The sequence below is a fragment of the Bradyrhizobium valentinum genome (assembly GCF_001440405.1).
GTDB lineage: Bacteria > Pseudomonadota > Alphaproteobacteria > Rhizobiales > Xanthobacteraceae > Bradyrhizobium > Bradyrhizobium valentinum.
Genome location: NZ_LLXX01000170.1, coordinates 26,043 through 48,550 on the forward strand (window position 1 = coordinate 26,043; position 22,508 = coordinate 48,550).

General features: G+C 62.3%; 19 protein-coding genes. 9 read left to right on the top strand and 10 right to left on the bottom strand.

The window, feature by feature from the left end; genetic code table 11:
- Positions 1–6: 6 nt before the first annotated feature.
- The 3 genes from CP49_RS30055 to CP49_RS30065 all read left to right on the top strand — a co-directional run bounded on the left by CP49_RS30055 (position 7) and on the right by CP49_RS30065 (position 4,268).
- The gene (locus tag CP49_RS30055; protein WP_057853749.1) at positions 7–2,442 is read left to right on the top strand and encodes a DNA translocase FtsK; all 2,436 of its coding nucleotides are present in this window, start codon (positions 7–9) and stop codon (positions 2,440–2,442) included.
- A gap of 125 nt (positions 2,443–2,567) precedes the next feature.
- Positions 2,568–3,377, top strand: coding sequence for an outer membrane lipoprotein carrier protein LolA (locus CP49_RS30060; RefSeq protein WP_156438739.1), 810 nt, complete (start codon positions 2,568–2,570; stop codon positions 3,375–3,377).
- Between the two features lie 75 nt (positions 3,378–3,452).
- A complete protein-coding gene (locus tag CP49_RS30065) occupies positions 3,453–4,268 on the top strand; it encodes an exodeoxyribonuclease III (protein ID WP_057853750.1) in 816 nt (271 codons plus the stop codon).
- Positions 4,269–4,271: 3 nt separating this feature from the next.
- Here the strand turns inward: CP49_RS30065 and CP49_RS30070 are convergent, their stop codons facing one another.
- Positions 4,272–4,712: a cyclic nucleotide-binding domain-containing protein gene (locus tag CP49_RS30070; RefSeq protein ID WP_057853751.1), complete on the bottom strand. Its 441-nt coding sequence runs from the start codon at positions 4,710–4,712 to the stop codon at positions 4,272–4,274.
- Positions 4,713–4,763: 51 nt separating this feature from the next.
- Complete coding sequence (locus CP49_RS30075; RefSeq protein ID WP_057853752.1) at positions 4,764–5,450, bottom strand: response regulator transcription factor; 687 nt, start codon at positions 5,448–5,450, stop codon at positions 4,764–4,766.
- Between the two features lie 271 nt (positions 5,451–5,721).
- Here CP49_RS30075 and CP49_RS30080 point away from each other — a divergent pair, with 271 nt between their 5' ends.
- Both CP49_RS30080 and CP49_RS30085 read left to right on the top strand, forming a co-directional pair.
- A complete protein-coding gene (locus CP49_RS30080; protein ID WP_057853753.1) occupies positions 5,722–6,291 on the top strand; it encodes a L,D-transpeptidase family protein in 570 nt (189 codons plus the stop codon).
- Positions 6,292–6,305: 14 nt separating this feature from the next.
- Complete coding sequence (locus tag CP49_RS30085) at positions 6,306–7,091, top strand: 2-keto-4-pentenoate hydratase (RefSeq protein WP_057853773.1); 786 nt, start codon at positions 6,306–6,308, stop codon at positions 7,089–7,091.
- 147 nt (positions 7,092–7,238) lie between these two features.
- Here the strand turns inward: CP49_RS30085 and CP49_RS30090 are convergent, their stop codons facing one another.
- Positions 7,239–7,916, bottom strand: a complete 678-nt coding sequence (locus CP49_RS30090) for a YggS family pyridoxal phosphate-dependent enzyme (RefSeq protein WP_057853754.1) — start codon at positions 7,914–7,916, stop codon at positions 7,239–7,241.
- 118 nt (positions 7,917–8,034) lie between these two features.
- On the opposite strand from CP49_RS30090, the gene CP49_RS30095 reads away from it, so the two are divergent.
- From CP49_RS30095 to holA, 4 genes are all read left to right on the top strand, one after another.
- Positions 8,035–9,726, top strand: coding sequence for a sensor domain-containing diguanylate cyclase (locus tag CP49_RS30095; protein WP_057853755.1), 1,692 nt, complete (start codon positions 8,035–8,037; stop codon positions 9,724–9,726).
- Positions 9,727–9,858: 132 nt separating this feature from the next.
- The gene (gene leuS / locus CP49_RS30100) at positions 9,859–12,483 is read left to right on the top strand and encodes a leucine--tRNA ligase (protein ID WP_057853756.1); all 2,625 of its coding nucleotides are present in this window, start codon (positions 9,859–9,861) and stop codon (positions 12,481–12,483) included.
- Positions 12,470–13,021 carry an LPS assembly lipoprotein LptE gene (gene lptE, locus CP49_RS30105; protein WP_057853757.1) on the top strand — a complete coding sequence of 184 codons (552 nt, stop codon included), beginning with the start codon at positions 12,470–12,472 and terminating at the stop codon, positions 13,019–13,021. Before leuS ends, lptE begins: the two co-directional genes overlap by 14 nt.
- Positions 13,022–13,026: 5 nt before the next feature.
- On the top strand, positions 13,027–14,055 hold the full coding sequence (gene holA / locus CP49_RS30110) for a DNA polymerase III subunit delta (RefSeq protein WP_057853758.1): 1,029 nt from the start codon (positions 13,027–13,029) through the stop codon (positions 14,053–14,055).
- Positions 14,056–14,139: 84 nt separating this feature from the next.
- On the opposite strand, the gene CP49_RS30115 is transcribed toward holA, so the two are convergent.
- The 7 genes from CP49_RS30115 to hemJ all read right to left on the bottom strand — a co-directional run bounded on the left by CP49_RS30115 (position 14,140) and on the right by hemJ (position 22,494).
- Positions 14,140–15,027 (bottom strand): ParB/RepB/Spo0J family partition protein, encoded by an 888-nt coding sequence (locus CP49_RS30115; RefSeq protein ID WP_057853774.1) that lies wholly within the window; start codon positions 15,025–15,027, stop codon positions 14,140–14,142.
- Between the two features lie 146 nt (positions 15,028–15,173).
- A complete protein-coding gene (locus CP49_RS30120; RefSeq protein WP_057853759.1) occupies positions 15,174–16,025 on the bottom strand; it encodes a ParA family protein in 852 nt (283 codons plus the stop codon).
- Positions 16,022–16,714, bottom strand: a complete 693-nt coding sequence (rsmG, locus tag CP49_RS30125) for a 16S rRNA (guanine(527)-N(7))-methyltransferase RsmG (RefSeq protein ID WP_057853760.1) — start codon at positions 16,712–16,714, stop codon at positions 16,022–16,024. The genes CP49_RS30120 and rsmG overlap by 4 nt, the downstream gene beginning before the upstream one ends.
- 192 nt (positions 16,715–16,906) lie before the next feature.
- Positions 16,907–18,790 (bottom strand): tRNA uridine-5-carboxymethylaminomethyl(34) synthesis enzyme MnmG, encoded by a 1,884-nt coding sequence (gene mnmG / locus CP49_RS30130; protein ID WP_057853761.1) that lies wholly within the window; start codon positions 18,788–18,790, stop codon positions 16,907–16,909.
- 127 nt (positions 18,791–18,917) lie between these two features.
- Positions 18,918–20,255 carry a tRNA uridine-5-carboxymethylaminomethyl(34) synthesis GTPase MnmE gene (gene mnmE, locus CP49_RS30135; protein ID WP_057853762.1) on the bottom strand — a complete coding sequence of 446 codons (1,338 nt, stop codon included), beginning with the start codon at positions 20,253–20,255 and terminating at the stop codon, positions 18,918–18,920.
- 294 nt (positions 20,256–20,549) lie between these two features.
- Positions 20,550–21,815 (bottom strand): transcription termination factor Rho, encoded by a 1,266-nt coding sequence (gene rho / locus CP49_RS30140; RefSeq protein ID WP_057853763.1) that lies wholly within the window; start codon positions 21,813–21,815, stop codon positions 20,550–20,552.
- Positions 21,816–22,071: 256 nt separating this feature from the next.
- Positions 22,072–22,494 (bottom strand): protoporphyrinogen oxidase HemJ, encoded by a 423-nt coding sequence (hemJ, locus tag CP49_RS30145; RefSeq protein WP_057853764.1) that lies wholly within the window; start codon positions 22,492–22,494, stop codon positions 22,072–22,074.
- Positions 22,495–22,508: the final 14 nt, after the last annotated feature.

The following is a 22,508-nucleotide window of genomic DNA, read 5'->3' on the forward strand; positions in this document are numbered from 1 at the left end:
GGCCCCATGAGCATGCCAGCGATCGAACGTGTTATTCCCCTGGTCGGCCATCTGCCGGTCTCGATCCGAGACGCGCTGGCGCGACGCCTGCGCGAGCTTGCCGGCTTGAGCTTAATCGCGCTGTCCGGCGTCGCGGCGGCAGCGTTGATGACGTGGTCGGTGCAGGACCCGAGCCTGAGCCACGCGACGTCACGTCCGATCCGCAACGTTCTCGGCTACCCCGGCGCGATCGGCGCCGATCTCTTGATGCAGATTCTCGGCCTCGGCGCGATCATGCTGATCCTCCCCGTCGCGGTGTGGGGCTGGCGCATGCTGACCCATCGCACCTTCGACCGCGAGGCGCTGCGCCTTGGATGTTGGATTCTCTGCACGGTGATCGCGGCAGGTTTTGCAAGCTGCTGGCCGCATGGCGGAGGGTGGGCGCTGCCGACCGGCCTTGGCGGCGTCGTCGGTGACGCGCTGGTGCGCGCGCCCGCCGTGGTATTCGGTCCGGCCGGCTTCACCTATCGTCTGGTGCTCGGCATCATTTTGTTCGCGGCGATGTTCGCGGCCTTTCTGTTTGCCAGCGGCTGGGGCTCGCGCGCGCGGGATGAAGAGCTGACGCCGATCGAGGACGATGACGCGCCCTTCGTGGAAGAAGGGGATCGCAGTTCGGTGTCGCTCGGATGGGTGTACCATGCTCTGATGAGCGCAAAGGCGCGGCTCGGATGGCTGTTGAGCGCGGCCTACCGCTCGCTTGTGTCGAGTTCGCCGCCGCCTCGCACGGCATCGTTCGAACGCCAGGAACCGAGCCTCAGCGGCCGCGCCGCACCGGCACTGGCCCCGCAGGAAGAAGAATTCGAGGACGAGGAAGAAGAGGAAGACGAGGAAGTCCCGGCCGCTCGCGCTCCGCGCAAGAAGGCCGCGCCGCGTGCGCCGGCGCGCAAGTCCGAGAAATTCGAACTTCCTTCGGTCTCGATGCTGACGGCGCCCAAGGCGTCTGACCGGCAGCCGCTCAGCAAGGCGGAACTGGAGGCAAATTCGCGCGCGCTGGAAGGCGTGCTCGGTGATTTCGGCGTCCGCGGCGAGATCGTCAAGGCCAATCCCGGCCCGGTCGTGACGCTGTACGAACTCGAACCGGCGCCCGGCATCAAATCCTCACGCGTCATCGGCCTTGCCGACGATATCGCCCGCTCGATGAGCGCGCTTTCCGCCCGCGTCGCCGTGGTCGCCGGCCGCAACGCCATCGGCATCGAACTGCCGAATGCGCATCGCGAGAAGGTTTATCTGCGCGAATTGCTGACCACGAAGGACGAGTCGCACGCGAAACTGCCGCTCTGCCTCGGCAAGAACATCGGCGGCGAATCCATCATCATCGATCTGGCGCGCACCCCGCACATGCTGATCGCCGGCACCACCGGCTCCGGCAAATCGGTCGCCATCAACACCATGATCCTCAGCCTGGTCTATCGCCTGCGGCCGGATCAGTGCCGCCTGATCATGGTCGATCCCAAGATGCTCGAACTCTCCGTCTATGACGGCATTCCGCATCTGTTGACGCCGGTCGTGACCGATCCGAAGAAGGCGGTGGTCGCGCTGAAATGGGCCGTGCGCGAGATGGAGGAACGCTACAAGAAGATGTCCAAGCTCGGTGTGCGCAACATCGACGGCTACAACCAGCGCCTCGTCGAAGCCAAGGGCAAGGGCGAGGAACTGACGCGCACGGTACATACCGGCTTCGACAAGGAAACCGGCAAGGCGATCTACGAGGAAGAAAAGCTCGACCTCGAACCGCTGCCCTATATCGTCATCATCGTCGACGAAATGGCCGACCTGATGATGGTGGCCGGCAAGGACATCGAAGGCGCGGTGCAGCGCCTGGCACAGATGGCGCGCGCCGCGGGTCTCCACGTGATCCTCGCCACGCAGCGTCCGTCGGTCGACGTGATCACCGGCACCATCAAGGCAAACTTCCCGACCCGCATCGCATTCCAGGTCACTTCGAAAATCGACAGCCGCACCATTCTCGGCGAGATGGGCGCCGAGCAACTGCTCGGCCAGGGCGACATGCTCTATATGGCCGGCGGTGGCCGCATCAGCCGCGTGCACGGTCCCTTCGCCTCCGACGAGGAAGTCGAGAAGGTCGTGCGTCATCTCAAGACGCAGGGCCAGCCGGAATATCTGGAAGCGGTCACCGCGGAAGAGCCGAGCGAAGAGGACGGCGCGGTGTTCGATTCCACCGGCATGGGGGGCGATGGTGGCGGCGACCTGTTCGCGCAGGCGGTTGCGATCGTCAAGCGCGACCGCAAGGCCTCGACATCCTACATTCAACGCCGGCTGCAAATCGGCTATAACCGCGCCGCGTCGTTGATGGAGCGGATGGAACTCGAAGGCATCGTTGGACAGGCGAATCACGCCGGCAAACGCGAAATTCTGGTCGAGGAAGAAGAGGGCGGATTCTAGGGTGCCAGCGCCGAACGGGATTCGGCGCAACTATTTTCACGGAAAAACGATATCTCCTAGGCTCGAAAGCACGATAAAATGGCTGGCAGCGGGATACCTCGTCGAATAGAGATCTGAAATATCTGATGACACAACAACACACCCATCGCGGGCTGCGCTCCGGACTGGCTCTTTTGATCGCCACATCCATCGCGGGCTTCGCGACGCCGGCTCTCTCGCAGACGGTGCCGGTTCCGAAGCCCGCGCCCAAGACCCGCGACGGCAACGTGCAGATGAGCGCGCAGGAAAAAAAGGGGCCGATGACCACCGGCGCCACCCAGGCGCCGCCGAACCCGGTGATTCCCGACCCGCGCCGCAACGTCCCGGCCAATGTTTTTGCAACCTTCGATGCCAACCAGAAGGCGCAGGCTGCTCGGGTGAGTTCCTATCTGTCCTCGCTGCAAACGCTGGTCGGAAATTTCGTCCAGGTCGGGCCCGACGGCAGCAAGACCAAGGGCGATTTCTACATCCAGAAGCCGGGCAAGGTGCGTTTCGAATATGAGGATCCGAGCCCGATCGCCATTATCGCCGATGGCTCGTCGCTAGCCGTGCGCGATACGAAGCTTGCGACCCAGGACATCTATCCGCTGTCGCAGACGCCGCTGCGCTTCCTGCTGTCAGACCGGATTGATCTGCTGAAGGACACCAATGTCGTCAACGTCACGGCCGATGACGTCTACATCAGCGTCACCATCGAGGAGAAGCAGGCCCTGATCGGCACCAGCCGGTTGATGCTGATGGTCGGCACCAAGGACGGCCAGCTCAAGCAATGGACGGTGACCGACCCGCAGGGCTACGACACCACGGTTGCGGTCTACAATCTGGACTCGTCCAAGAAGGTCGACCCCGGCCTGTTCAAGATCGACTTCACCAACTACTTTACTCCAGCGAACTGAACGGCGCGCTTTCTTCCATTCTTTCTGTGGAGAGAACAGAATCCGCGCCCGGAACCGTGGTAATACACGGCCTTCATGCGTTTTTCCCTGACAACGTGGAATATCAATTCGGTGCGCCTGCGCATCGACATCGTCGCCAAATTCCTCAAATCGGCGCGGCCGGACGTGCTGTGCCTGCAGGAAACCAAATGCATCGACGACGCTTTCCCGCTGAAGCGCTTCAAGCGTCTCGGCTATGAGCATATCGCGCTGAACGGGCAGAAGGGCTACCACGGCGTCGCCATCGTCTCGAAACTTCCGTTCGACGCTACCGATATCAGGACCTTCTGCGACAAGATCGATTCGCGTCACATCTCGGTGGCGTTCGGCGAGAAGGCGCAGCTAGCGAAGCCGGTAGTGCTGCACAATTTTTATGTTCCGGCCGGCGGCGACATTCCCGATCCGGTGCTCAATCCGAAATTCGATCACAAGCTGAAATTTCTCGACGAGATGAAGGCGTGCGAGCCACTGCATCCGCGCGGCGACGACCGGCATATCCTGGTCGGCGACCTCAACGTCGCACCACATGAGAACGACGTGTGGTCGCACAAACAGCTTTTGAAGGTCGTTTCGCATACGCCGATCGAATGCGAGAAGCTGCTCGCAGCACAAGCCCATGGCGAATGGTTCGACGTCGCGCGCGAGCGGATCCCGCTTTCGGAAAAGGTATATACGTGGTGGAGCTACCGCGCCGCCGACTGGACGGTGGGCGACCGAGGCCGGCGGCTCGATCACATCTGGGTCTCGCGCGCGCTCAAAGACGGCGTCACCGATTTCAGCATCACCCGCGATGCCCGCGGCTGGCAGCGCCCGTCCGACCACGTACCGGTGACGGTAACGCTGGAAGTGTAGCGGTCAGATATTCAGCTTGGCGCCGGCCATCAAAATATCGCTGGTGAGCTGGCTGGTGCGGGTCGCGAGTTCGTCGCGCAGACGGCGCGCCGCGGCAGGATCGCTTTCGAGCACGCGTTGAAACAAGCTGCGCGCCACCCGGATCACCGAGGAATGATCAAGCGCGACCGCGCTGGACGGCCGTTTCATCGCGACGATCAGCGCCAATTCGCCGATCAGGGCGCCGGGACCGGCAACGACTTCGGCGCCGCCGTCCTCGACGCGGATCGAACCGCGCTGAACGATATAGCCCGCATCCGCCTCGTCGCCGGCATTGAACAGATAGTCGCCGGGTGAGAAATCGCGCTGCTCCGAACCGATCGCCAGCATGCGTAGAGCCGTCGTTCCCAACAGGCGTAGTGTGGGGACCCGCTCGAGCAGGGCTACATCATCTTCGATCGACATGGACCGTTGACCGGGATGCGCGAAAATTACGAATCGTGGCTGCGAATCGTATCACGGCACCAGCTTGTAGCCACCGGCTTCCGTCACCAGGATTTCCGGGTTGGCCGCATCTTTCTCGATCTTCTGCCTGAGACGGTAGATATGGGTTTCGAGCGTGTGCGTAGTGACGCCCGAATTGTAGCCCCAGACTTCCTGCAGCAGCGTCTCGCGTGACACCGGCAACTGGCCGGCGCGATACAGGAAGCGCAGGATCGCGGTTTCCTTCTCGGTCAACCGCACCTTCCTGGCATTGGCGGCGGTCAACATCTTGGAGCCGGGCCGGAAGCTGTAGGGACCGACGGAAAACACCGCGTCCTCGCTGGCCTCGTGCTGGCGGAGCTGCGCCCTGATCCGGGCGAGCAGGACGGCGAACCGGAACGGCTTTGCGACGTAATCATTTGCGCCCGATTCGAGCCCCAAGATCGTGTCGGAATCGGTGTCGTGGCCGGTCAGCATGATGATCGGCGCCTTGAAGCCGCCCTTTCGGAGGCTGCGCACGACTTCCCTTCCGTCGGTATCCGGCAAGCCGACATCCATCAGCACCAGATCTGGGGAATTGGCCTTGGCGGCGCTGGCGCCCTTGGCGCCGGTATCGACCGCGGAAGCTTCGAACTCCTCGTGCAGCGATAGTTGCTCGACCAGCGTGTCGCGCAGATCGTTGTCGTCTTCCACGATCAGGATCTTGCGGGCATTGGGCATAGGATACGATCCTCTTGGGGCAGGCGGCGGACACAAGTGGAAGCGTCTCAAGCCGGGTCTTGGTCGATGGACAACCTGATTCGCGGGCAAACTTTGCAAGCAAGCCGGGTCTTCAGGCACTGATTCGCATTGAGGTAAGAGATTGTTACAGTTTCACAAGCCGAACCGCAGTCTATCCCAAATTTGAGGCGCGTTTGGATGAATGTCCTGTAATGGCGCCAAATGGGGCAATTGTGGGCCGGGCAGGCAACCCCTGAATTCAGGCATTGGCATGGAAAATAACGCTATTTCAATCACTTATCCGACAACAGCGCGTGATCGGCCACTTTCCGCAATTCGAGTACAAAGGGCTGCCGGCGATCCGCGCCGAGGCTGGCTGACGGCGGACGGCTGGACCGTGCCGGTGGCACTTGGTCGCGGCGGGATCCTTGCCAACAAACGGGAGGGCGACGGCGGCACCCCGCGGGGTACATACCGTCCGCTGCAACTGTGGTGGCGCGCCGACCGCCATCCCAGGCCGCGGACCTATCTGCCAGTCCGGCCGATCCGGCCCGAAGACGCCTGGTGCGAAGATCCGCGGGACCGCCGTTACAATCAGCCAATCCGCCTGGTCCGGGATCAGGCCGGTGACCGGCTGACGCGAGAGGACCACCTCTACGATTTCATTGTCGAAATCGATCACAACAGCGCGCCGCGAATCGCCGGCCGCGGCAGCGCCGTGTTTCTGCATCTGGCGCGCCCCAATTTCTCGCCGACGGCAGGGTGCGTTTCGATGACGAAATCCGCCATGCTGCGGCTGTTGCGGCGAATGGGCCCGCGGACGAAGATCATGATCGGCTGATGGGGAATCAAAACATGCTCGACAAGAACGCGATAACAGCCGCGTCAAAGACGCTGCACGATCACTGGCGCGCCGGCACCAAATTCTCCGGCCTCGACGAATCGCTGCGGCCGCGCGACCGCATTGAGGCCTATGCGATCCAGGCGGAAATCGAAAAATATTCGTCCGAAAGTTTGTTCGGCTGGAAGATCGCGGCCACCAGCGAAGCCGGACAAAAGCACATCAACGTCGACGGCCCGATGGCCGGGCGCATCCTGGCCGAGACCGTAATCCCTGACGGTGGAACGGCTTCAATGGCAGGCAATGAAATGCGCGTCGCCGAACCCGAGTTCGCCTTTCGCATGCGCGTGGATCTGCCGGCGCGCTCTACGCCCTACACGACGCAGCAGGTCCTCGACGCGGTCGACACGCTGCATCCGGCCATCGAGATTCCGGATTCGCGGTTCGACGATTTCGTTAGCGCCGGCGCCGCGCAGATCATTGCCGACAACGCTTGCGCGCATCTGTTCGTCCTCGGCCCGGCGGCAAACGCAGACTGGCGCACGCGCGATCTCGTCGAGGAGCGGCCTGTTATCACGATGCGCGGCCAGCAATTCACCGGTCACGGCAAGAACGTGCTGGGCGATCCCCGGATCGCACTGACCTGGCTCGCCAATGAACTGCGCCAGCTTGGCGTGACGCTGAAGGCCGGCCGCGTCGTTACGACCGGCACCTGCCACGCACCGCTTCCGATTCAGTCGGGCGATTTTTGCGCGGCTGATTTCGGCGCGCTTGGCAAAGTGTCGGTGGGATTTGAGTAAGCCTCATTCGCACTCGACGTCGTCCCTGCGAACGCAGGGACCCATAACCACCGTCGCTCGTTGGCACTGATGCTAACTACCCCATCGCCTTACCGATAAGCCGCGGCGTATGGGTCCCTGCGTTCGCAGGGACGACGGCACAGACTTTTACCGCGCGCCGAAAATCGCCGAGCCGACACGCACATGCGTGGCGCCGAGCAGGATCGCAACCGCAAAGTCGGCGCTCATGCCCATCGACAGATTTTTCAGCCCGTTGCGTGCGGCGATCTTGGCGGTCAATGCAAAATGCGGCGCCGGCGCCTCGTTGACCGGCGGGATGCACATCAAGCCAGAAATAACCAGACGGTATTTGTCGCGGCAACTCGCGATGAAGGCGTCGGCCTCGCCGGGCGCGATACCGGCCTTCTGCGGCTCCTCGCCGGTGTTCACTTGAATGAACAATTCCGGCCGTTTGTTCTGCGAATTGATTTCCTTGGCCAGCGCTTCGCATATGCTGGGACGATCGACCGAATGGATGGCGTCGAATAGCGCGACCGCTTCCTTCGCCTTGTTGGATTGCAGCGGCCCGATCAGGTGCAGCGCGATCCCGGGATGGGCCGAGACCAATGCCGGCCATTTCGCCTTGGCCTCCTGCACGCGATTTTCGCCGAACACGCGCTGTCCGGCATCGATGACGGGCGAAATGGCTGTGGCGTCGAACGTCTTCGACACAGCGATCAGCGTCACTGATGCGCGCTCGCGGTGCGCCTCCTTGCACGCGCGCGCGATGTCCTGCTCCACTTGAGCCAGACCGTTTGGTAAAGACTTGGTTAGCGGCGTCGCCATCTCTCTCGCTTCATGTCGTATTTGGGCCCGCAGATTTTACGGCATTTCCTCGAATTTTACCAAGTTCGGGAAAGGCTTTTTGAAACCTTCGCTCTAGCTTGCGGCGTGGGGGGCAGGGATGTCTGGCGTTATTTTCAGCCGCAACCGCATCAAACTCAAGAAGCTTCTGGGAATCCGCGCTCGGCTTGCGATGCTCGCCGTGATGCTGGTGGCCCCCTTGATGCTCGAGCGCGTCCGCTCGCTCGAAGACGCGCGCGCCAAGCAGATCACGATCGCTTCGGAAGAATACGCCAACATTACCCATCACAGCGCCGAGCACCAGCGCGAGGTGATCTCCTCCGTCGAGACGATGCTGAAATCGGCTGCCTACATCCGTGCCTCCAGCGGCATCGGACGGAGCTGCGAAATCCTGCGCGCCAGCCTGCCCGCCAACCTGCCCTGGATCCGCAGCATCATGCTCGTGAGCAAGGAAGGCGTGGTGCAGTGTTCCACTCTGAACGTTCAGGTCGGCCTCAATATTGGCGATCGCGAATATTTCAGGAAGGCGCAGGAAACCCGCGATTTCATTTTCAGCGACTATCTGTTCGGCAGGGTCAGTAATCGGCCGATCATGATGGCGGCCTATCCGGTCTCGGCGATCAATCCCGAGGAAGATTCCGTGGCGGTCGCCGGCATCAATCTCGATTGGCTGTCGAAGATCATGGCCAACCTCGGCGGACGGCCGGGCATTTCAGCGCTGTTGATTGACAGCACCGGCGTCGTGCTGGCCGCACCGCCGGACCAGGCCAGCATGATCGGCCGGCCGCTCGACAACGTCCCGCTGCTGTCGGCCATCACCTACAAAGCGCTAAGTTCCAACTCCGATACGGGCTCGATTTCCTTCACCACCACCGACAGCTCCAAGCGCACCGTCAGTTTCGCACGTATTCCCGGGACGCAATCGCGCCTGATCGTCAGCATCGACGAGGACAGGGTGACGGCCGCGATCAATCGCGACATCCGCACCGCCTATCTGCAACTCGGACTCGTCTGCCTGTTCGTGCTGCTCGGGGCACTGATCGGGGCCGAGAAGCTCATCATCAATCCGATCGAGGTCATGACAGGCATGGCCAAGCGGTTCGGCGAAGGCGACTGGTCGGCGCGCGTCTCGCACAGCCGGCTGCCGTCGGAATTCATGCCGCTTGCCCGCGCCTTCAACGCGATGGCCGCCCAGCTCAGCCAGCGCGAGCGCGAGCTGGTCGCGACCAATGACCGGCTCACCGTGATGGCCTCGATCGACATGCTCTCTGGCCTCGCCAATCGCCGCGGCTTCCAAAGCCGGCTCGATTTCGAGTGGATGAAAGCGCAGCAATATCGTTGCGAGCTGTCGCTGTTGATGATCGATGTCGATCACTTCAAGCTTTACAACGACACCTATGGCCACCCCGAGGGCGACGCCTGCCTCACCCGGATCGGCGAAACGCTGGCCGGCATCGCTGCCGACACAATGGGCTTTGCCGGCCGCTATGGCGGCGAGGAATTCTGCCTCTTGCTGCCGAACACCAGCGCGCAGAAGGCACTCGAGATCGGCGAAACCGTGCGCGCGACCATTCAGGGCCTCCGCCTGCCGCACATCACCTCCAGCTACTGCACCGTCACCGTTAGCGTCGGCGTGGCCGCGACACTTCCGAGCGACACACAAACCCCCGGCGAGCTGATCGAGGCGGCCGATGCCGCCCTCTACGCCGCCAAACACCGCGGCCGCAACACCGTCGTCGAGCACGGTTTTGCCAAGCTGGTGGACGAGGTCGGGATGGCCATGGCGGGGTGATCGCTACCACCCTCGCCCACCTGCCAAATGGCCGTTCCGCATCTCCAAGCCGTTGACCCCGCCGCCGCTTTTGTGGCCTAGTCCGCCGTCCTCTGGACCGGACCCGAATCCACAAAAAGCCCTTAAGATTCCATGACCTCCGAACGTTACAACGCCCGTGATTCCGAGCCGCGCTGGCAACGCCAGTGGGACGAAAAGGCGATCTTCGCCTCCAAAAACGACGATCCGCGGCCGAAATATTACGTGCTCGAGATGTTCCCCTACCCGTCCGGGCGCATCCATATCGGGCATGTCCGCAATTATACGCTTGGCGATGTGCTGGCGCGGTTCATGCGCGCCAAGGGGTTCAACGTCCTGCACCCGATGGGCTGGGACGCTTTCGGGCTGCCGGCCGAGAACGCCGCGATCGAGCGCAAGGTCGCGCCCAAGGCCTGGACCTACGACAACATCGCCGCGATGAAGAAGCAGTTGCGGTCGATCGGGCTGTCGCTCGACTGGAACAGGGAATTCGCGACCTGCGATCCCAGCTACTACAAGCATCAGCAGAAGATGTTCCTGGACTTCCTGCGCGCGGGCCTGGCTGAGCGCGAGAAGCGCAAGATCAACTGGGATCCGGTCGACATGACCGTGCTCGCCAACGAGCAGGTGATCGACGGCCGCGGCTGGCGCTCCGGCGCCGTCGTCGAGCAGCGCGAGATGAACCAGTGGGTCTTCAAGATCACGAAGTACTCGCAGGAGCTGCTGGACGCGCTTGATAGCCTGGACCGCTGGCCCGACAAGGTCCGGCTGATGCAGCGCAATTGGATCGGCCGCTCCGAAGGCTTGCTGATCCGCTTTGCGCTGGACCCGGCCACGACGCCGGCGGGCGAATCTGAATTGAAGATTTTCACCACGCGGCCCGACACGCTGTTCGGCGCCAAGTTCATGGCGATCTCGGCGGATCATCCGTTGGCTCAGGCCGCGGCTGCGAAGAATCCAAAACTCGCCGAGTTCATCGCGGACGTGAAAAAGATCGGCACCGCACAGGAGATCATCGACACCGCCGAGAAGCAGGGCTTTGATACCGGCATCAAGGCCGTTCACCCGTTCGATCCGAACTGGAAGTTGCCGGTGTACGTCGCGAACTTCGTGCTGATGGAATACGGCACCGGCGCCATCTTCGGCTGCCCGGCGCACGACCAGCGCGACCTCGACTTCGTCAACAAGTACAATCTCGGCAATACGCCGGTGGTCTGCCCCGAGGGCCAGGACCCGAAGGCGTTTGTCATCACGGACACCGCCTATGATGGCGACGGCCGCATGATCAATTCCCGCTTCCTGGATGGCTTGACCATCGAGCAGGCCAAGGAGGAGATTGCGAAGCGCCTGGAAAAGGAAATGCGTGGCAACGCGCCGGTCGGCGAGCGCCAAGTAAACTTCCGCCTGCGCGATTGGGGCATTTCGCGTCAGCGCTATTGGGGCTGCCCGATCCCGGTGATCCACTGCCCGAAATGCGACGTGGTGCCGGTGCCCGACTCCGATCTGCCGGTGACGCTGCCGGAGGATGCCACCTTCGACAAGCCCGGCAACGCGCTCGACCATCACCCGACCTGGAAGCACGTCACCTGCCCAAAATGCGGGGCTAAGGCCCAGCGCGAAACCGACACCATGGACACTTTCGTGGATTCGTCCTGGTACTTTGCGCGCTTCACCGATCCCTGGAACGAGAAAGCGCCGACCACGCCTGATGTGGCCAACCGCATGATGCCGGTCGATCAGTATATCGGCGGCGTCGAGCACGCGATCCTGCATTTGCTCTATAGCCGCTTCTTCACCCGCGCGATGAAGGCCACCGGTCATATCGGCATGGACGAGCCGTTCGCCGGCATGTTCACGCAAGGCATGGTGGTGCACGAGACCTATCAGAGGGCCGACGGCACCTATGTCACGCCGGCCGAGGTGAAGGTCGAAGCGATCGGCGGAGAACGCCGCGCCACCATGATCTATGGCGGCGAAGAAGTCTCGATCGGGCCGATCGAGAAGATGTCGAAGTCGAAGAAGAACACCGTCGACCCTGACGACATTATCGCGACCTATGGCGCCGACGTCGCGCGCTGGTTCATGCTGTCGGATTCGCCGCCCGACCGCGACGTGATCTGGAGCGACGAGCGCGTGCAGGGCGCCTCGCGCTTCGTGCAGCGGCTGTGGCGGCTGGTAAACGAATCCGCGGAGATCGCGAAATCGGCGCCCCCGGCCCGGCCGGCCTCGTTCGGCGCGGATGCGCTTGCCTTGCGAAAAGCGGCCCATGGCGCGCTGGACAAGGTGTCGTCCGGGATCGAGCGGCTGCATTTCAACGTCTGCCTCGCCCATATCAGAGAATTCACCAACGCACTGGCCGAGGTGCTGGGCCGCGGGGGCAAGCCGGCGCCGGACGTTGCCTGGGCGGTCCGGGAGGCCTCGGTCATCCTGGTTCAGTTATTCGCTCCGATGATGCCGCACCTGGCCGAGGAGTGCTGGCAGGTTCTGGGGCAGTCCGGGCTGATTTCGGAGGCCAACTGGCCCCAAATCGAACGCGATTTGCTGGTTGAAGACACCGTCACGCTGGTGGTCCAGGTCAACGGCAAGAAGCGGGGTGATGTTACCGTGCCACGGGTCGCCCAAAATCCGGAAATTGAGGCTGCCGTTTTGGCGCTCGATGCGGTAAAGGTCGCTCTCGGCGGCAAGGCCGTCCGCAAGGTAATCGTTGTTCCCATGAGGATCGTGAATGTCGTTGGCTAGGACCCGGATCGCTGTCCGGCTCATCGCCGTCGCCGCTCTGGCGGCGCTCACGGCCGGCTGTTTCCAGCCAATGTACGCCGAACGTAACGACGGCAAGCCTGGCCTGCGCGAAAAGCTGATGGGCGTTGAAATTCCGCCGGTCGATAAGCCAAATGCTTCCCGCGAAGCAAGGATCCAGGTGGAGATCCGCAACGCGCTGGCGTTCAAGCTTTACGGCAATGCCACCGGCATGCCGCCGACCCATCGGCTGGTGCTGCGCTTCAACACCACCCGCAGCTCGCTGATGATCGATCCCACCACCGCGCTGCCCTCCAGCGAGAACTACGGCATCGACGCGCAGTACAATCTGATCGATCTCGCCACCAACAAGTCGGTCATGACGGGCACGACTTTCTCCCGCGTGTCCTATGACATCCCCGGCCAGTTGCAGCGCTTCGCTCGCGCCCGGGCCTTCCGCGACGCCGAAGATCGCGCCGCGCAGGAGATTGCGGAAAACATCCAGACCCGGCTGGCTTCCTACTTCTACGCCGGCACCTGATCCCGTTGGTCGCGCTCCGCGGAAAAGACATCGACGCTTTTCTTGCCCGGCCCGACCCCGGCCGCCCGATCATCCTGCTTTACGGTCCGGATGCCGGCCTGGTCCGCGAGCGTGCCGATGCGCTAATGGCGTCCGCCGTCGACGATCCCAACGATCCCTTCTCGCTGGTGCGATTGGACGGCGACGAGCTGTCGGCCGAACCGTCGCGGCTGGTCGATGAGGCCATGACGATACCGATGTTCGGCGGCCGCCGCGCCATTCGCGTGCGCGCCGGCTCGCGCAATTTCGCTGGCGGTATCGATACGCTGGCCGATACGCCGGTGAAGGATTGCCGCATTGTGATCGAGGCCGGCGAGTTGCGGCCGGAATCGCCGCTGCGCAAGGCCTGCGAGCGCGCCAAGACCGCGGTCGCCATCGCCTGCTATCCCGACACCGAGCGTGACCTCGCCAGATTGATCGACGAGGAATTGCGGACTTCCAATTTGCGCATCGCCTCGGATGCCCGCGCGGTGCTGATGTCGTTGCTCGGCGGCGACCGCCAGGCTTCGCGCAACGAGCTTCGCAAGCTGGCACTCTACGCCCACGGCAAGGGCGAGATCGCGCTCGATGATGTCATGACCGTCGTGTCTGACGCGTCCGAACTGAAGCTCGACCCGATCGTGGACGGTGCCTTTGCGGGCAAGCCGGATCTGGTCGAAAGCGAATTTGCGAAGGCCATGGTCGCCGGTACCTATCCAGGCGTGATCATCTCCGCCGCGCAGCGCCAGGCGGCATGGCTGCACAAATCGGCGCTTGCGGTGGCTGAAGGCACGCCGGTCTCGACCCTGCTCGAAAGCGGCTATCCGCGCCTGCATTTCTCGCGCAAGGGCGCCGTCGAAATCGCGCTGCGCAATTTCAACACGGCACGACTGGCCGCCATCATCGACCAGCTCGGAACGGCCGCCCTCGACATGCGCAAACAGGCCTCGCTGGCGTCCGCCATCGGACTACGCACACTGCTCTCGATCGCGGTAAACGCGAAGCGGCGGGGGTAGCTCTTCTCCCTCGCTCCGCTCTTGCGGCGCGCGCCGGCAACAAAATCGCGAAAACAACCCCATGCAAAGCAGGATGGGGCCGGCTTAGCCCCCCTTCGTCAACCGCCGCATCACCTCGTCGAGCTGTTCGAGGTTGCGATAGCTGATCTGGACGGAGCCGCCGGGGTCGCGGTGGTTGACGGTCACGGTAAGACCGAGTGCATCGCTGACGCGCTTTTCCAGCGCGATCGTGTCGGGATCCTTAACCTTCCCGCCGCCACCGCCCCTCGCCTTTTGCGGCTTGCGTTCCGGGACACCCTCCTCATGCGCCAGCGCCTCGGTCTGGCGTACGTTCAACCCCTCCTCGACAATGCGTTTCGCCGCGGCCAGCGGATCGGGCACGCCGATCAGGGCGCGGGCGTGTCCCGCCGACAATTGGCCATTGGAGATAAAGGCCTGCACCTCCGCCGGCAGCTTCGTCAGCCGCATCATGTTGGCGACATGGCTGCGGCTCTTGCCGACTTCCCTGGCGATGTCTTCCTGGCTGCGTTTGAATTCGTCGGCCAGCGCGTGATAGCCCTGCGCCTCTTCCATCGCATTGAGGTCTTCGCGCTGCACGTTCTCGATGATCATGATCTCGAGCGCGTCGCTGTCGCTGACGTCGATCGGAACGATCGGGACTTCGTGCAGGCTGGCGAGTTGCGCGGCGCGCCAGCGCCGTTCGCCGGCGATGATCTCGTAGCGATCCTGCGCGCCCTTCACCGGACGCACCACGATCGGCTGGATCACGCCGTGCTGCTTGACCGAGGAGGCGAGCTCGCCGAGTTCGGTATCGGAAAAGGTCCGGCGCGGATTTCGTGGATTGGGCTTGAGGAATTCGATCGGCACCTTGCGCTGGTTGCGCGGCCGTTCGACATGCGCGGCCTCGCCGCCGACATCCCCGATCAGACTTGCGAGACCACGACCCAGTCGCGAACGCGTTTCGTCGGCCATCGCCGCCAACTCCCTAGGATTCACTTCAGTACTCCGGAATTGAAACTTTTGTCTTTGCCGTAGGATGGGTAGAGCGAAGCGAAACCCATCATCTTCGTCGCGCATCGTGATGGGTATCGCTGCGCTCAACCCATCCTACATTTCGTTCAATGCGTTCTCAGCTCGCGCTCGCGCTGGATCACTTCCGTCGCCAGCTTCAGATACGCTTCGCTGCCGACGCATTTGAGATCGTAGACCAGCACCGGCTTGCCGTAGGACGGCGCCTCGGAGATGCGCACGTTGCGGGGGATCATGGTGTCGTAGACCTTGCCGCCCATGAACTGCCGTACGTCGGCGACGACCTGGTTCGACAGGTTGTTGCGCGAGTCGAACATCGTCAGCACGATGCCGTGGATCGACAGGTTCGGATTGAGCGTCGAGCGCACCTGCTCCACCGTCTGCAGCAATTGCGACAGACCTTCGAGCGCGAAGAACTCGCATTGCAGCGGCACCAGGATCGCGTCGGATGCCGCCATCGCGTTGACCGTGAGAAGATTCAGCGACGGCGGGCAATCGATCAGCACATAGGTGTAATCGGTGTCCGGCGCAGCGTTCTTGTTCAGCGCGGCGATCGCATCGCGCAGGCGGAATGCGCGGCCGGGCGTCGTGCCGAGTTCGAGCTCGAGGCCCGACAGATCCATGGTCGAGGAGGCGATGTGCAGCCGCGGCACCGCGGTGGCAACCACTGCGTCACGCAACGGCGCTTCGCCGATCAGCACGTCGTAGGTCGAGCAGTTGCGGTTACGGCGATCGATGCCGAGACCCGTAGAGGCATTGCCCTGCGGATCGAGATCGACGATCAGGACTCGCTCGCCAATCGCGGCGAGTGCGGTGCCCAGATTGATCGCTGTGGTGGTCTTGCCGACGCCGCCCTTCTGGTTCGCGAGCGACAGGATGCGTGGATGCGGCGGTGGAGTAGGATCCCTATCTTCTTGATATAATTGATCTAATTCGCTCATGCCCGATCGCCATGTGTGATCGCGGAGGGGTTGCGCCGCTCGATCCGATCGAGTTCGACGATCCAGCCGTGCCCGCCCGTGCGGCTGGAATGGAGTCGCGGTTCAATATTCCAATATTTAGTGGCTTCAGTCAATTCAGCCTCTACATCTTGGCCCTTAAGAAACAGCGCCTTAGCACCACTCCTTACAAACGGTTCCGCGAAACCGACAAGCTGATGTAACGGAGCCAGCGCCCGCGCAGTGATGCAATCGACGCGGCTGCCGATTCTATCCACAATATCCCCTATCCCCGCCAAATGCACGGTCGCGGTCGCAGAAGTTATGCGGACTGCCTCGCGCAGGAAGGCTGCTTTCTTGGCATTGCGCTCGACCAAATGGACGTTGGCGCCCGGCGTCTCGGCCAACGCACAGGCGAGCACCACGCCCGGGAAGCCTCCGCCGCTGCCAAGATCAACCCAAATCTTCGCGGAGGAGGCAAGATCTAGGAGCTGAAGCGAATCGGCAACGTGTCGGGTCCAGAGATGCGAAAGCGTCGATGGCGCGACGAGATTGGTTTTGGCCTGCCACTCCACGAGGAGACTAACGTAGCGATCGAGCCGCGCCTCTGTTTCACGTGAAACGGGGGTGAGAGCCAACGCCGCTGCTTTGTCGTTTGCAGAGGGAAGAGCTACGGATTGGACTTTGCCCATATCTGGAATGCTGCCTGCCATCAGCCGTCATTGCGAGCCACCCGGTCGGCGCGAAGCGCCGCCGGATGACAGGCTCCGCGAAGCAATCCCCTCGCGGCAAAAAGGGGGAGGATGTATTGCTTCGTCGCTTGCGCTCCTCGCAATGACGATCGCCTTGATTCGCCCTGCCCCGTTTCACGTGAAACAGATTGTTTACGCCGTCGCCTGCGAATTTTTGCGCCGCGCCTCTCGACGCAGATACGCCGCCAAGATACCCAGCGCCGCCGGCGTCAAACCATCGAGCCGGCCCGCCTGCCCAACCGTCCGCGGCCGCGCCGCCTCAAGCTTGGAGCGCGCCTCGTTAGAGAGCCCGGGCACATCGGCGTAATCGATATCGGTCAGGATCAAACCCTCGTCTCGCCTGAAGGCATCGACGTCGGCAATCTGGCGCTTGAGATAGACATCGTATTTTGCGTCGATCTCAAGGTGCACAGCAATCCTCGGGTCAATGGCCGAGAGCTCCGGCCAGATGCCGCGCAGCGCGACCCATTCAATCTCCGGGTAGGCCAGCAGCTCAAACGCCGATCGGCGATGGCCATCCCTGTTGAGCGCAAGCCCGTGCTTGGCGGCTTCATTGGGAGTGATCGTCAGCGACCTGGCCAATGACTTGGCCGCAGCCAAGGCGGCCATCCTGTCGCGATGCCGCTGCGAGCGCGTCTGTCCGATACAGCCCAGAGCGATGCCCTTGTCGGTCAGGCGCTGGTCGGCATTGTCGGCCCGCAAGGTCAGACGATACTCAGCCCGTGAGGTGAACATCCGATACGGCTCGGTGATCCCCCGGGTCACGAGGTCATCGATCATCACACCGAGATAGCCATCCGCCCGATCGAACACGATAGGATCGGCGCCGCCCGCCGCCAGGGCCGCGTTGAGGCCTGCGACAATTCCCTGAGCCGCAGCCTCTTCATATCCCGTCGTGCCGTTGATCTGTCCGGCCAGGAAAAGACCCGGCAGGCGCTTGGTCTGCAGCGTCGGCTCAAGTTCACGGGGATCGACATGGTCGTATTCAATGGCGTAGCCCGGCCGGACCATCTTCACCCGCTCAAGTCCGGGAATGCTCGCCAGGATCGCGAGCTGAACTTCTTCCGGGAGCGAGGTCGAGATGCCGTTGGGATAGACCGTGGAGTCGTCGAGCCCTTCCGGCTCCAGGAAGATCTGATGGCCGTCGCGATCGCCGAACCGGACGATCTTATCCTCGATCGAGGGACAATAGCGCGGGCCGCTACTTCTGATCTGGCCGGAATACATTGGGGAGCGGTGCACGTTGGCCCGGATCACCTCATGGGTCGCAGGCGTTGTCCGGGTGATCCCGCACTGGATTTGAGGCGTCGTGATCCGGTCGGTCATTACCGAGAACGGCTCCGGCGGGTCATCGCCGGGCTGCATCTCGACGGCAGACCAGTCGATGGTCGAACCATCCAACCGCGGCGGCGTGCCGGTCTTCAGTCGTCCAAGCGTAAAGCCAGCCCTCTCGAACGAGACCGAAAGCCCCATCGCCGGCGCTTCCCCGACTCGTCCGGCTGGCCAGTTCTTCTCGCCGAGATGGATTAGACCACGCAGGAAGGTCCCGGTGGTGATGACCACCGCCCCGGCGGAGAGTTCACGCCCCTCGCCTAGCCGAATGCCGGTCACCCGGCCGTTCGAGACTATCAGCTCATCCGCCTCGCCTTCGATCACGCTGAGATTGGAAGTCTCCCGGATCGCGCCCTGCATGGCCGCGGCATAAAGCTTGCGATCCGCCTGGGCCCGCGGCCCCCGGACTGCCGGACCCTTGCGACGGTTCAGCATCCGAAACTGGATCCCTCCGGCATCGGTCACTCGGCCCATAAGGCCATCCAGGGCGTCGACCTCGCGGACCAGATGGCCCTTGCCGAGACCACCGATGGCGGGATTGCAGGACATCGCTCCCACGGTCGCAAAAGAGTGGGTCACCAACGCCGTCTTGGCGCCCATGCGCGCAGCCGCGCTCGCGGCCTCACAGCCGGCATGGCCGCCACCAATGACGATGACATCAAAAGAGTCCGCCAAGGAAATCATGGCGCGACTTTTATCCTGGAGTTGGAAAACGCGGAAGGAGAAATTGCCGAGGTTGTTTCACGTGAAACAAGGACTCCCGGAACCGGCCAATGTTTCACGTGAAACAGGCCGCATAGTTAAGGAAGTCCTACTTACCTACACAGAACTCGCGGAAGATGGCGTCGAGAATGTCCTCGACGTCCACACGCCCGAGCAGCCTCCCCAGGGAGTGTGCCGCCAATCGAAGTTCTTCAGCCGCCAGCTCCTCGCCCTGCCCAACCACTGCGACACTGCGTCGAAGCGAGGTCGCCGTCTCTTGCAAGAGTTTCCTTTGCCGGGTTCGGCTGATCAGTCCGCCGTCGGTGCCACCAAAGTAGCCCTGGGCGAAACCGACCAATGCAGCGATTAGCTCCGGCACGCCGTCGCCGCGGCTCGCCGAAATCTCGAAGCTTCCCGGCCCCGGCGGCTCGGCCTCGGCCAATGGCCGACCCGCCTCCTGGAGATCGATCTTGTTTCGCACCTTCCAGATTGGTGCGACTCCATCGTGATCGATCGCTTCCCGCGGCGAGTCGGAAAGCCACAGCACGAGGTCCGCATCCGCCGCCCGGGCGCGGGCGCGGCGAACACCCTCCTGCTCGACCGGGTCGTCAGTCGCCCGAATACCCGCGGTGTCGATCACCGTCACCGGATAGCCGTCGAGGTCGAGCTGCACCTCGATGACGTCGCGCGTGGTGCCGGCATGCGGCGACACGATTGCGACCTCACGACGTGCGAGCTGATTCATCAGCGTCGACTTGCCGACATTCGGTGGGCCGGCGATCGCGACAACGAGCCCATCGCGCAGGCGCTCGCTCCGCCCCTGCCCTGCAAGGACCTCCTCGATCTCAGCCAGCAGCGCTCTGACCTTCGCCAACGCCGGTGCGATCAGCTCCGCCGGCACGTCGCCCTCATCAGAAAAATCGATCCCGGCTTCGATCAAGGCAGACGCTTCGATGATCCGCGCGCGCCAGTCGCGCGCTCTGTCGCCCAGCAGCCCCTTCAATTGGCGCAGCGCCTGGCGCCGCTGCCGATCAGTGTCGGCGTGGATGAGATCGTCGAGTCCTTCGGCTTCGGTCAGATCGAGCTTGCCATTCTCGAAAGCGCGCCGGGTAAATTCGCCGGGCTCGGCCGGACGAACGTCTTCGAATCCAGACAGCGCCGCGAACAACGCGGCCAGCACCGCACGCCCGCCATGGACGTGAAATTCCGCAACGTCTTCCCCGGTCGCGCTGGCCGGGCCCGGGAACCACAACACCACGGCATCATCGATCGGCCGCTGGCCGATATCCCTAAGCAGCGCGCGGGTGGCCATTCGCGGCGATGGCAATTTGCCCGCAAGCCCGGCCATGACCCTGCCGGCCCGCGAACCCGAGACGCGCACCAAGGCAATCGCGCTCGGTGGCCGGCCCGACGACAGTGCAAAAATGGTCTGGTCCCGCGGATGCATGGCCTATTTGTGCGGGAGGTTTTGAAAAGGCAACGCCATTCGATTCGGGACCTGAATTTGCAAGCCATGCTGCTGGTCTACCGCGGACGGGCACGGCAAAAATGCTGCAAAACCCGGAAAGGAGCTCTCCCCTGACCTGCAGATCCAAATAAGTCATATAAAATTCAATAGCTTAAATGGTTAAGCGATCGCTAAGCCCGATTTTCCGATGCTGCATTCGCATCGCAGCGACGACCGCATGAAAAAGGCGCCTCGTGGTACGAGACGCCCTCCCCAAAGCCACGGCCTGACGGCTTAGGTATTCATGGAATCGAAGAACTCCGAGTTGTTCTTGGTATTGCGGAGCTTGTCGAGCAGGAAGTCGATCGCGTCCATCGTGCCCATCGGATTGAGAATCCGGCGCAGCACATACATCTTCTTCAGGAGCTGCGGATCGGTGATCAGCTCTTCCTTGCGGGTGCCGGAGCGCGAGATGTCGATCGCCGGGAAGGTCCGCTTGTCCGAGACCTTGCGATCGAGGATCAGTTCGGAGTTACCGGTGCCCTTGAACTCCTCGAAGATCACTTCGTCCATTCGGCTGCCGGTATCGACCAGCGCAGTCGCGATGATCGTGAGCGAACCGCCCTCCTCGATATTTCGCGCAGCGCCAAAGAATCGCTTCGGCCGCTGCAGCGCGTTGGCGTCGACACCGCCGGTCAACACCTTGCCGGATGACGGCACCACGGTGTTGTAGGCGCGGCCGAGGCGCGTGATCGAGTCGAGCAGGATTACGACATCGCGGCCGTGTTCAACGAGGCGCTTGGCTTTTTCGATCACCATCTCGGCGACCTGGACGTGACGCACCGCCGGTTCATCGAAGGTCGACGACACCACCTCGCCCTTCACCGAGCGCTGCATGTCCGTGACTTCTTCCGGACGTTCGTCGATCAGAAGCACGATCAAATAGCATTCGGGATGATTGGCGGTGATGGAGTGCGCGATGTTCTGCATCAGCACCGTCTTGCCGGTGCGCGGCGGCGCCACGATCAGGGCGCGCTGGCCTTTGCCGATTGGCGCTACAATGTCGATCACCCTTGCAGAAAGGTCTTTTCGCGTGGGGTCTTCGAGCTCGAGCCTGAAGCGTTGGTCCGGAAACAGCGGAGTCAAATTGTCGAAATTGACTTTGTGCTTGGACTTTTCCGGATCTTCGAAATTGAGCGTGTTGACCTTGAGCAGCGCGAAATAGCGTTCGCCTTCCTTCGGGCTGCGGATGTGGCCTTCGATGGTGTCGCCGGTGCGCAGGCCGAAGCGACGGATCTGCGACGGCGAGACGTAGATGTCGTCGGGGCCAGGCAGGTAGTTGGCATCGGGCGAGCGCAGAAAGCCGAAGCCGTCGGAGAGAACCTCGACGACGCCTTCACCGATAATGTCGATTTCCTGGATCGCGAGTTGCTTGAGAATAGCGAACATCAGCTCCTGCTTGCGCATGGTGCTGGCATTTTCGACCCCGCTCTCTTCGGCGAACGAGACAAGCTCGGCCGGCGTTTTCGATTTGAGGTCTTGGAGTTTCATTTCCCGCATTGGGGTGGTCCTGTGGAGTGTCTTTGAAGGGATGCGAGGTGGCTTTAGAAAAAAGCGGACACGAAAAATGGAAGGTCCGCAGGTCTAAGCAAGGAAAGCGCCGGTGAGGCTTCAAACCTGATGCGGCGGCCGGTCTCCAATGAAGAAACCGGAACGCAGCCACATCCGCCTGCGTGGGGTGGGATTTCGCTAATATAGAAAATCAGTTGCCGCTTCGCAAGCAGGTGAGAAACCGCCGGATCGACGAAAGCTGCGGCTAGAACGGCTTGACGATCACCAGGATGACGATGAATATCATCAGGACGGTCGGTACCTCGTTGATAACACGATAGAATTTTTGGCTTTTGGTATTCCGGTCGGCCGCAAAATCCTTGACCCAGCGGGAAAAAAAGCCGTGGACACCCGACAGGACCAGCACCAGCGTCAGCTTGGCGTGAAACCAGCCGGACGTGTACCAATGCCCGCTCCAGGCCAGATAAAGCCCAGCCAGCCAGGTAATAATCATCGCAGGGTTGATGATCATCTTCAGCAATCGCCATTCCATCACCTTGAAGGTCTCGGACTGCTTCGATCCGACCTCGGTCTCGCAGTGATAGACGAACAGCCGCGGCAGATAGAGCATGCCGGCCATCCACGAGATGACGGCAATCACATGCAGCGCCTTGATCCACTCATACATTGCAGTCGCCTCGA

What these genes read in the sequence shown, in the direction of transcription:
- CP49_RS30055 (WP_057853749.1), top strand. Translation starts at nt 7, where the DNA reads ATGAGCATGCCAGCGATCGAACGTGTTATTCCCCTGGTCGGCCATCTG.
- CP49_RS30060 (WP_156438739.1), top strand. Translation starts at nt 2,568, where the DNA reads ATGACACAACAACACACCCATCGCGGGCTGCGCTCCGGACTGGCTCTT.
- CP49_RS30065 (WP_057853750.1), top strand. Translation starts at nt 3,453, where the DNA reads ATGCGTTTTTCCCTGACAACGTGGAATATCAATTCGGTGCGCCTGCGC.
- CP49_RS30070 (WP_057853751.1), bottom strand. Translation starts at nt 4,712, where the DNA reads ATGTCGATCGAAGATGATGTAGCCCTGCTCGAGCGGGTCCCCACACTA.
- CP49_RS30075 (WP_057853752.1), bottom strand. Translation starts at nt 5,450, where the DNA reads ATGCCCAATGCCCGCAAGATCCTGATCGTGGAAGACGACAACGATCTG.
- CP49_RS30080 (WP_057853753.1), top strand. Translation starts at nt 5,722, where the DNA reads ATGGAAAATAACGCTATTTCAATCACTTATCCGACAACAGCGCGTGAT.
- CP49_RS30085 (WP_057853773.1), top strand. Translation starts at nt 6,306, where the DNA reads ATGCTCGACAAGAACGCGATAACAGCCGCGTCAAAGACGCTGCACGAT.
- CP49_RS30090 (WP_057853754.1), bottom strand. Translation starts at nt 7,916, where the DNA reads ATGGCGACGCCGCTAACCAAGTCTTTACCAAACGGTCTGGCTCAAGTG.
- CP49_RS30095 (WP_057853755.1), top strand. Translation starts at nt 8,035, where the DNA reads ATGTCTGGCGTTATTTTCAGCCGCAACCGCATCAAACTCAAGAAGCTT.
- leuS (WP_057853756.1), top strand. Translation starts at nt 9,859, where the DNA reads ATGACCTCCGAACGTTACAACGCCCGTGATTCCGAGCCGCGCTGGCAA.
- lptE (WP_057853757.1), top strand. Translation starts at nt 12,470, where the DNA reads ATGTCGTTGGCTAGGACCCGGATCGCTGTCCGGCTCATCGCCGTCGCC.
- CP49_RS30115 (WP_057853774.1), bottom strand. Translation starts at nt 15,027, where the DNA reads ATGGCCGACGAAACGCGTTCGCGACTGGGTCGTGGTCTCGCAAGTCTG.
- CP49_RS30120 (WP_057853759.1), bottom strand. Translation starts at nt 16,025, where the DNA reads ATGAGCGAATTAGATCAATTATATCAAGAAGATAGGGATCCTACTCCA.
- rsmG (WP_057853760.1), bottom strand. Translation starts at nt 16,714, where the DNA reads ATGGGCAAAGTCCAATCCGTAGCTCTTCCCTCTGCAAACGACAAAGCA.
- mnmG (WP_057853761.1), bottom strand. Translation starts at nt 18,790, where the DNA reads ATGATTTCCTTGGCGGACTCTTTTGATGTCATCGTCATTGGTGGCGGC.
- mnmE (WP_057853762.1), bottom strand. Translation starts at nt 20,255, where the DNA reads ATGCATCCGCGGGACCAGACCATTTTTGCACTGTCGTCGGGCCGGCCA.
- rho (WP_057853763.1), bottom strand. Translation starts at nt 21,815, where the DNA reads ATGCGGGAAATGAAACTCCAAGACCTCAAATCGAAAACGCCGGCCGAG.
- hemJ (WP_057853764.1), bottom strand. Translation starts at nt 22,494, where the DNA reads ATGTATGAGTGGATCAAGGCGCTGCATGTGATTGCCGTCATCTCGTGG.